Origin of the sequence: Streptomyces sp. 13-12-16 (assembly GCF_002114215.1) — a bacterium.
Classification (GTDB): domain Bacteria; phylum Actinomycetota; class Actinomycetes; order Streptomycetales; family Streptomycetaceae; genus Streptomyces.
Genome location: NZ_NCTE01000289.1, coordinates 1 through 7,117, shown reverse-complemented (window position 1 = coordinate 7,117; position 7,117 = coordinate 1). Strand labels below are relative to the sequence as shown.

Sequence of the window (7,117 nt, the reverse complement as noted above, 5' to 3'; positions counted from 1 at the left end):
GGCCTGCGTACCCTTACCGGCACCCGGCGGCCCGACGAGGACGATTCGCATCAGCGGAGGAACCCTTCGTAATTGCGCTGCTGGAGCTGGCTCTCGATCTGCCTCACCGTCTCGAGACCGACACCCACGATGATCAGGATGCTGGTCCCGCCGAACGGGAAGTTCTGGTTTGCCCCGAAACCAGCCAACGCCATTGTCGGCACGAGAGAGATCAGACCCAAGTACAGCGAACCCGGCCAGGTGATCCGGTTGAGTACGTAGCTGAGGTACTCAGCGGTCGGTCGGCCAGCCCGGATGCCCGGGATGAAGCCACCATACTTCTTCATGTTGTCGGCGACTTCCTCGGGGTTGAAGGAGATCGCCACGTAGAAGAAGGCGAAGAACACGATCAGAAGGAAGTACAGGACGATGTGCGCCGCGGCCCCGGGGTCGGCGAGATTCGCCTCGATCCACGTCGCCCAGCCCGCCGTCGAGCTGGAGAACTGGACGATCAGCGCCGGGATGTACAGCAGCGACGCGGCGAAGATGACGGGGATCACGCCCGCCTGGTTCACCTTGAGCGGGATGTACGTCGACGTACCGCCGTAGGAACGGCGGCCGACCATGCGCTTGGCGTACTGCACGGGGATCCGGCGCTGGGCCTGCTCCACGAAGACGACCAGGCCGACCATGACGAACCCGACGAGCATCACGGTGCCGAACTCGATCCAGCCGTCCGCGAGGCTGCCCTGCTCCTTGATGGCCCACAGGGCGGAGGGGAAGGTCGCGGCGATCGAGATGAACATCAGGATCGACATGCCGTTGCCGATGCCGCGGTCGGTGATGAGCTCACCGAGCCACATGACGACGGCCGTACCGGCGGTCATGGTGACGACCATGGTGACGGTCACGAAGATCGACTGGTCCGGGACGATCTGGCTCGCGACCGGGCAGCCCTGGAACAGGGCGCCGCTGCGGGCGGTGGCCACCAGGCCGGTGCCCTGGAGGATGGCCAGCGCCACCGTCAGATAACGGGTGTACTGCGTGATCTTCGCCGTACCGGCCTGGCCCTCCTTCTTGAGGGCTTCCAGACGCGGGATCACCACGGTCAGCAGCTGCAGGATGATCGACGCGGTGATGTAGGGCATGATGCCCAGCGCGAAGATCGTGATCTGGAGCAGAGCCCCGCCGCTGAACATGTTGACCAGACCGAACAGGCCGGAATTGGCTTCGGCGTTGTCGATACAGGTCTGGACGTTGCGGTAGTCGACGCCCGGAATGGGAACGTTGGTACCGATCCGGTACACCACGATGATGCCGAGCGTGAAGAGCAGCTTCTTGCGCAGGTCGGGCGTCTTGAACGCCCGGGCGAACGCGGTGAGCACGGTGCCTCCTGCGACCCCCCGCGCAACTGCGTCAAGGGTGACGGTCTTGAGATTCCGACTAAGGACGAATACGTAACGGTCAACTGCCGCCCTGAGTGCCCCATTGGGGCACCCGAGGTCAGTGGGCAGCGCAGGCCACCTTACCGGCGACCATGCCGCCCTAGGAACGACCAACCGGGGATACCCCAAATGTGGGGTATCCCCGGTCGGGATCGCTCTACGTCATCGAGACACCTGAAAGGGTCAGACGAGCTCGGTGACGGTACCGCCGGCGGCGGTGATCTTCTCCTTGGCGGAGCCGGAGACGGCGTCGACCGTCACCTGCAGCGCCACGGAGACCTCGCCCTGGCCGAGGACCTTGACGAGGCTGTTCTTGCGAACGGCACCCTTGGCCACCAGGCCCTCGACGGTGACCTCGCCACCCTCGGGGTACAGCGCGGCCAGCTTGTCGAGGTTCACGACCTGGTACTCGGTCTTGAACGGGTTCTTGAAGCCCTTCAGCTTCGGGAGGCGCATGTGGAGCGGCATCTGGCCACCCTCGAAGCGCTCCGGAACCTGGTAACGGGCCTTGGTGCCCTTCGTACCACGACCGGCCGTCTTACCCTTCGACGCCTCACCACGACCGACACGGGTCTTGGCGGTCTTGGCGCCGGGGGCGGGACGGAGGTTGTGGATCTTGAGCGGGTTGTTCTCCGCCATGATCAGTCGACCTCCTCGACCGTCACGAGGTGGCGGACGGTGTGCACCATGCCGCGGAACTCGGGGCGGTCCTCCTTGACGACCACGTCGTTGACCTTCTTCAGGCCAAGCGAACGCAGGGTGTCACGGTGGTTCTGCTTGCTGCCGATGTAGGACTTGACCTGCGTGATCTTGAGCTGCGCCATGATCACACACCCGCCCCGGCACGTGCGCGGAGAAGGGCCGCGGGGGCGACGTCCTCGAGCGGCAGACCACGGCGGGCCGCGATCTCCTCGGGACGCTGCAGGCCCTTGAGGGCCGCCACGGTCGCGTGCACGATGTTGATCGCGTTGTCGGAGCCGAGCGACTTCGACAGCACGTCGTGGATACCGGCGCACTCGAGCACGGCGCGCACCGGACCACCGGCGATCACACCGGTACCGGGCGACGCGGGCTTGAGCAGCACGACGCCGGCAGCCTTCTCACCCTGGATGGGGTGCGGGATGGTGCCCTGGATGCGGGGGACCTTGAAGAAGTGCTTCTTGGCCTCCTCAACGCCCTTGGCGATGGCGGCCGGCACCTCCTTGGCCTTGCCGTATCCGACACCCACGGTGCCGTCACCGTCGCCCACCACGACCAGCGCGGTGAAGCTGAAGCGACGACCACCCTTCACAACCTTGGCGACGCGGTTGATCGCGACGACGCGCTCAACGTACGCGGTCTTCTCGGCGGCAGCTGCGCCGCCGTCACGGCCCTTCCGGTCCCGCCGCTCGCCGCCACCGGCACCGCCACCGCGGCGCTGGGGTCCAGCCATTGGAATTACCTCTCTCTGTTTCCGCTAGCTCGGAACCGGCTCAGAACTTCAGGCCGGCTTCGCGGGCGGCGTCCGCCAGGGCGGCGATGCGCCCGGCGTACTGGTTACCACCACGGTCGAACACGACGGCCTCGACACCGGCGGCCTTGGCACGCTCGGCGACCAGGGCGCCGACCTGCTTGGCCTGCGCGGACTTGTCGCCCTCGCCACCGCGGACCGACGCGTCCAGGGTGGACGCCGACGCCAGGGTGTGACCCTTCAGGTCGTCGATCACCTGCGCCACGATGTGGCGGTTGGAGCGGGTCACGACCAGACGGGGACGCTCCGCGGTACCCGCGATCCGCTTGCGGATCCGGATGTGGCGGCGCTTGATCGCGGCGCGCTTGTAGGCGTCGCCCTTGAGGATCTTCTGCCCGTATGCCATGGCTTACTTACCCGCCTTTCCGACCTTGCGGCGGATGACTTCGCCCTCGTACTTGACGCCCTTGGCCTTGTACGGGTCGGGCTTGCGCAGCTTGCGGATGTTGGCCGCAACCTCGCCGACCTTCTGCTTGTCGATGCCCTCGACCGAGAAACGGGTCGGGGACTCCACCTTGAAGGTGATGCCCTCGGGGGCCTCGACGGTGATCGAGTGGCTGTAGCCGAGGGAGAACTCCAGGTTCGAACCCTTGGCGACAACGCGGTAACCGACACCGCTGATCTCGAGCTTCTTCACGTAACCCTGGGTCACGCCGGTGATCATGTTCGCCACCAGCGTGCGGGACAGGCCGTGCAGGGCCTTGCTCTGACGCTCGTCGTTGGGGCGGGTGACGTTCAGCACGCCGTCCTCACCCTTGGCGATCTCGATCGGCGCCACGACGGTGTGGGTCAGCGTGCCCTTGGGGCCCTTGACCGCGACCGTACGGCCGTCGATGGTGACGTCCACGCCGGCGGGAACCGCGATGGGGAGCTTGCCGATGCGCGACATAGCTGTTTCCTCCGTTCCCTTCCGCTACCAGACGTAGGCGAGGACTTCCCCACCCACGCCCTTCTTGCCGGCCTGCTTGTCGGTGAGGAGCCCGTGCGACGTGGAGATGATCGCCACGCCGAGGCCGCCCAGCACCTTCGGCAGGTTGGTGGACTTCGCGTACACCCGGAGACCGGGCTTGGAGATCCGCTTGATGCCCGCGATGGAGCGCTCACGGTTCGGGCCGAACTTCAGCTCGAGGACGAGGTTCTTGCCGACCTCGGCGTCCTCGGTCTTCCAGCCCGTGATGAAGCCCTCCTGCTGGAGGATCTCCGCGATGTGCGACTTGATCTTCGAGTGCGGCATCGCCACGGAGTCGTGGTACGCCGAGTTCGCGTTCCGCAGACGCGTAAGCATGTCTGCGATCGGATCAGTCATGGTCATGAATTGGCCTTCGGCCTCTCTCGCCGGGGTTTCCTGGTGCGCCATCCCTCTCCCCGATCCGAGACGGGACGGGTGCGGCGCGGTGGACCTACGGCGTAGTAAGTCGTCTGGGGCACGGCAGGTGCCCAACCCCGCAAGCCTAAGCCATGCGGAGTGGACCTCCTGCCGTTCCCAATGCTTACCGAGAGCCCTGGGAGTCCGGAATTACCCGGGTTACCAGGAGCTCTTGGTCACGCCCGGCAGCTCGCCACGGTGAGCCATCTCACGAAGGCACACGCGGCACAGGCCGAACTTGCGGTACACGGAGTGCGGGCGGCCACAGCGCTGGCAGCGGGTGTAGCCACGCACACCGAACTTGGGCTTGCGAGCAGCCTTCGCGATCAGAGCCTTCTTCGCCATCTCGCTCACGCCTCCTTGAAGGGGAAGCCGAGGTGACGGAGAAGGGCGCGGCCCTCTTCGTCGTTGGTCGCCGTGGTCACCACGGTGATGTCCATACCCCGGGTGCGGTCGATCTTGTCCTGGTCGATCTCGTGGAACATGACCTGCTCCGTGAGACCGAAGGTGTAGTTGCCACGGCCGTCGAACTGCTTGGGGGACAGGCCGCGGAAGTCGCGGATGCGCGGCAGCGCGAGCGACAGGGTGCGGTCCAGGAACTCCCACATGCGGTCGCCACGGAGCGTGACGTGGGCACCGATCGGCTGGCCCTCACGCAGCTTGAACTGCGCGATGGACTTGCGGGCCTTGGTGACGGCCGGCTTCTGACCGGTGATCGTGGTGAGGTCGCGGATGGCGCCCTCGATCAGCTTGGAGTCGCGGGCGGCGTCGCCCACACCCATGTTGACCACGATCTTGACGAGGCCGGGAACCTGCATGACGTTCTCGTAGGAGAACTGCTCGCGCAGCTTGCCCGCGATCTCCTCGCGGTACTTCGTCTTCAGACGCGGAGTGGTGGTGGTCGTCATCAGATGTCCTCACCCGTCCGCTTGGCAACGCGGATCTTGTTGCCTTCGTCGTCGAAGCGGTAACCGACGCGCGTGACGACCTTCTTGCCGTCCTTCTCCACGACCAGCTGGACGTTGGAGACGTGGACCGGGGCCTCGGTGGTCACGATGCCGCCGGCCTGCGAGCCGCCGGCGGTCGGGCCGGCCTTGGTGTGCTTCTTGACCCGGTTGACACCCTCGACCAGGACACGGTCCTCGCGGGGGTAGGCCGCGATGACCTTGCCCTGCTTGCCCTTGTCCTTGCCGGTGATGACCTGGACCAGGTCGCCCTTCTTGATCTTCATGCTCACAGCACCTCCGGCGCGAGGGAGATGATCTTCATGAACTTCTTCTCGCGCAGCTCACGGCCGACGGGGCCGAAGATACGGGTGCCACGAGGGTCGCCGTCGTTCTTCAGAATGACGGCGGCGTTCTCGTCGAAGCGGATGTACGAGCCGTCCGGACGGCGGCGCTCCTTGACGGTGCGAACGATGACCGCCTTGACGACGTCACCCTTCTTCACGTTGCCACCGGGGATCGCGTCCTTGACGGTGGCGACGATGACGTCACCGATGCCCGCGTAGCGGCGACCGGAGCCACCGAGCACACGGATGCAGAGGACTTCCTTCGCACCCGTGTTGTCGGCGACACGCAGTCGCGACTCCTGCTGGATCACGTCTATCTCCTGATTGTCTGCCGGTTCCCCGGGGGCCGTTCGGCTGAACGGCCCCCGGAGCCTGGCGGAACTGTCCTGCGAGGGATGCCCCGCGGGAACGTACTTTTGGGAATTCCCTCGCGGGAATTACCTACTTGGCCTTCTCGAGGATCTCGACGATGCGCCAGTGCTTCGTGGCGGACAGCGGCCGGGTCTCCATCAGGAGGACGCGGTCGCCGACGCCGGCGGCGTTCTGCTCGTCGTGGGCCTTGAGCTTGCTCGTGCTGCGGATGACCTTGCCGTACAGCGCGTGCTTCTTGCGGTCCTCGACAGCGACGACGACGGTCTTGTCCATCTTGTCGCTGACGACGATGCCCTCACGGGTCTTGCGGTCGCCCCGGGCCTCGGTGTTCGTCTCAGTCACGTTGTTCTCGCTCATGCGTTCTCCACCGTTTCGATGCCCAGCTCGCGCTCGCGCATCAGGGTGTAGATCCGCGCGATGTCCTTACGGACGGCCTTCAGCCGACCGTGGTTCTCGAGCTGACCGGTCGCCGCCTGGAAACGGAGGTTGAACAGCTCTTCCTTGGCCTCGCGGAGCTTCGCCAGAAGCTCCTCGTTGCCCAGCTCGCGCAGCTCGGACGCCTTGGTACCGGCCGACATCACGCTTCACCTGCCTCGCGCTTGACGATCCGGCACTTCATCGGCAGCTTGTGGGCCGCACGGGTCAGCGCCTCACGGGCGATCTTCTCGTTGGGGTAGGACAGCTCGAACATGACCCGGCCCGGGTGCACGTTCGCGATCCACCACTCCGGCGAACCCTTACCGGAACCCATGCGGGTCTCGGCCGGCTTCTTCGTGAGCGGGCGGTCCGGGTAGATGTTGATCCAGACCTTGCCACCACGCTTGATGTGGCGGGTCATCGCGATACGGGCCGCCTCGATCTGGCGGTTGGTCACGTACGCCGGCGTGAGGGCCTGGATGCCGTACTCGCCGAACGCAACCGTCGTACCGCCCTTGGCCATGCCACGACGCTTCGGGTGGTGCTGCTTGCGGTGCTTGACCCTACGGGGGATCAGCATGTCGGTCAGGCCTCCGTTCCGGTGCTCTCAGCCGGAGCGGCAGCCGGAGCCTCGGCCTTGGGGGCCTCGGCAGCGGGAGCCTGCTGCGGCTTGCGGCCGCGGCCGCCACGCTCGCCACCGCGGCCACCACGGGCCGGGCGGTCGGCGCCACCGCGGG

14 protein-coding genes are annotated in these 7,117 nt (G+C 66.1%); all 14 read right to left on the bottom strand.

Annotated elements, in window-relative coordinates:
* Positions 1–50: 50 nt before the first annotated feature.
* Positions 51–1,364, bottom strand: coding sequence for a preprotein translocase subunit SecY (secY, locus tag B7767_RS12705; RefSeq protein ID WP_085572282.1), 1,314 nt, complete (start codon positions 1,362–1,364; stop codon positions 51–53).
* A 243-nt stretch (positions 1,365–1,607) separates the two neighbouring features.
* The gene (rplO, locus tag B7767_RS12700; protein WP_006140897.1) at positions 1,608–2,063 is read right to left on the bottom strand and encodes a 50S ribosomal protein L15; all 456 of its coding nucleotides are present in this window, start codon (positions 2,061–2,063) and stop codon (positions 1,608–1,610) included.
* Between the two features lie 2 nt (positions 2,064–2,065).
* On the bottom strand, positions 2,066–2,248 hold the full coding sequence (gene rpmD, locus B7767_RS12695; protein ID WP_004984515.1) for a 50S ribosomal protein L30: 183 nt from the start codon (positions 2,246–2,248) through the stop codon (positions 2,066–2,068).
* Between the two features lie 2 nt (positions 2,249–2,250).
* Complete coding sequence (rpsE, locus tag B7767_RS12690) at positions 2,251–2,856, bottom strand: 30S ribosomal protein S5 (protein WP_030860989.1); 606 nt, start codon at positions 2,854–2,856, stop codon at positions 2,251–2,253.
* 40 nt (positions 2,857–2,896) lie between these two features.
* Complete coding sequence (gene rplR, locus B7767_RS12685) at positions 2,897–3,280, bottom strand: 50S ribosomal protein L18 (RefSeq protein WP_030860987.1); 384 nt, start codon at positions 3,278–3,280, stop codon at positions 2,897–2,899.
* 3 nt (positions 3,281–3,283) lie between these two features.
* Entirely contained in the window at positions 3,284–3,823 is a 540-nt protein-coding gene (rplF, locus tag B7767_RS12680; protein WP_030860985.1) for a 50S ribosomal protein L6, read from the bottom strand.
* A gap of 24 nt (positions 3,824–3,847) precedes the next feature.
* Complete coding sequence (rpsH, locus tag B7767_RS12675; RefSeq protein ID WP_030831671.1) at positions 3,848–4,246, bottom strand: 30S ribosomal protein S8; 399 nt, start codon at positions 4,244–4,246, stop codon at positions 3,848–3,850.
* Between the two features lie 213 nt (positions 4,247–4,459).
* Positions 4,460–4,645, bottom strand: coding sequence for a type Z 30S ribosomal protein S14 (locus B7767_RS12665; RefSeq protein ID WP_003948630.1), 186 nt, complete (start codon positions 4,643–4,645; stop codon positions 4,460–4,462).
* A gap of 5 nt (positions 4,646–4,650) precedes the next feature.
* A complete protein-coding gene (gene rplE, locus B7767_RS12660; protein ID WP_030860981.1) occupies positions 4,651–5,208 on the bottom strand; it encodes a 50S ribosomal protein L5 in 558 nt (185 codons plus the stop codon).
* A complete protein-coding gene (gene rplX, locus B7767_RS12655; protein ID WP_030860979.1) occupies positions 5,208–5,531 on the bottom strand; it encodes a 50S ribosomal protein L24 in 324 nt (107 codons plus the stop codon). Before rplX ends, rplE begins: the two co-directional genes overlap by 1 nt.
* Positions 5,532–5,533: 2 nt before the next feature.
* Positions 5,534–5,902, bottom strand: coding sequence for a 50S ribosomal protein L14 (gene rplN, locus B7767_RS12650; RefSeq protein ID WP_030831680.1), 369 nt, complete (start codon positions 5,900–5,902; stop codon positions 5,534–5,536).
* Positions 5,903–6,032: 130 nt separating this feature from the next.
* Positions 6,033–6,320, bottom strand: a complete 288-nt coding sequence (gene rpsQ / locus B7767_RS12645; RefSeq protein ID WP_004927263.1) for a 30S ribosomal protein S17 — start codon at positions 6,318–6,320, stop codon at positions 6,033–6,035.
* On the bottom strand, positions 6,317–6,541 hold the full coding sequence (gene rpmC, locus B7767_RS12640; protein ID WP_007494763.1) for a 50S ribosomal protein L29: 225 nt from the start codon (positions 6,539–6,541) through the stop codon (positions 6,317–6,319). Before rpmC ends, rpsQ begins: the two co-directional genes overlap by 4 nt.
* Positions 6,541–6,960 (bottom strand): 50S ribosomal protein L16, encoded by a 420-nt coding sequence (rplP, locus tag B7767_RS12635; protein WP_007443989.1) that lies wholly within the window; start codon positions 6,958–6,960, stop codon positions 6,541–6,543. The genes rpmC and rplP overlap by 1 nt, the downstream gene beginning before the upstream one ends.
* Positions 6,961–7,117 lie beyond the last annotated feature (157 nt).

Bases quoted from the DNA above. Each gene is read 5' to 3' on its own strand.
- rpsQ (WP_004927263.1), bottom strand. From the start codon at position 6,320: ATGAGCGAGAACAACGTGACTGAGACGAACACCGAGGCCCGGGGCGAC.
- rplE (WP_030860981.1), bottom strand. From the start codon at position 5,208: ATGACGACCACCACCACTCCGCGTCTGAAGACGAAGTACCGCGAGGAG.
- rplF (WP_030860985.1), bottom strand. From the start codon at position 3,823: ATGTCGCGCATCGGCAAGCTCCCCATCGCGGTTCCCGCCGGCGTGGAC.
- rpsE (WP_030860989.1), bottom strand. From the start codon at position 2,856: ATGGCTGGACCCCAGCGCCGCGGTGGCGGTGCCGGTGGCGGCGAGCGG.
- rplO (WP_006140897.1), bottom strand. From the start codon at position 2,063: ATGGCGGAGAACAACCCGCTCAAGATCCACAACCTCCGTCCCGCCCCC.
- rpsH (WP_030831671.1), bottom strand. From the start codon at position 4,246: ATGACCATGACTGATCCGATCGCAGACATGCTTACGCGTCTGCGGAAC.
- rpmC (WP_007494763.1), bottom strand. From the start codon at position 6,541: ATGTCGGCCGGTACCAAGGCGTCCGAGCTGCGCGAGCTGGGCAACGAG.
- rpmD (WP_004984515.1), bottom strand. From the start codon at position 2,248: ATGGCGCAGCTCAAGATCACGCAGGTCAAGTCCTACATCGGCAGCAAG.
- B7767_RS12665 (WP_003948630.1), bottom strand. From the start codon at position 4,645: ATGGCGAAGAAGGCTCTGATCGCGAAGGCTGCTCGCAAGCCCAAGTTC.
- rplR (WP_030860987.1), bottom strand. From the start codon at position 3,280: ATGGCATACGGGCAGAAGATCCTCAAGGGCGACGCCTACAAGCGCGCC.
- rplX (WP_030860979.1), bottom strand. From the start codon at position 5,531: ATGAAGATCAAGAAGGGCGACCTGGTCCAGGTCATCACCGGCAAGGAC.
- rplP (WP_007443989.1), bottom strand. From the start codon at position 6,960: ATGCTGATCCCCCGTAGGGTCAAGCACCGCAAGCAGCACCACCCGAAG.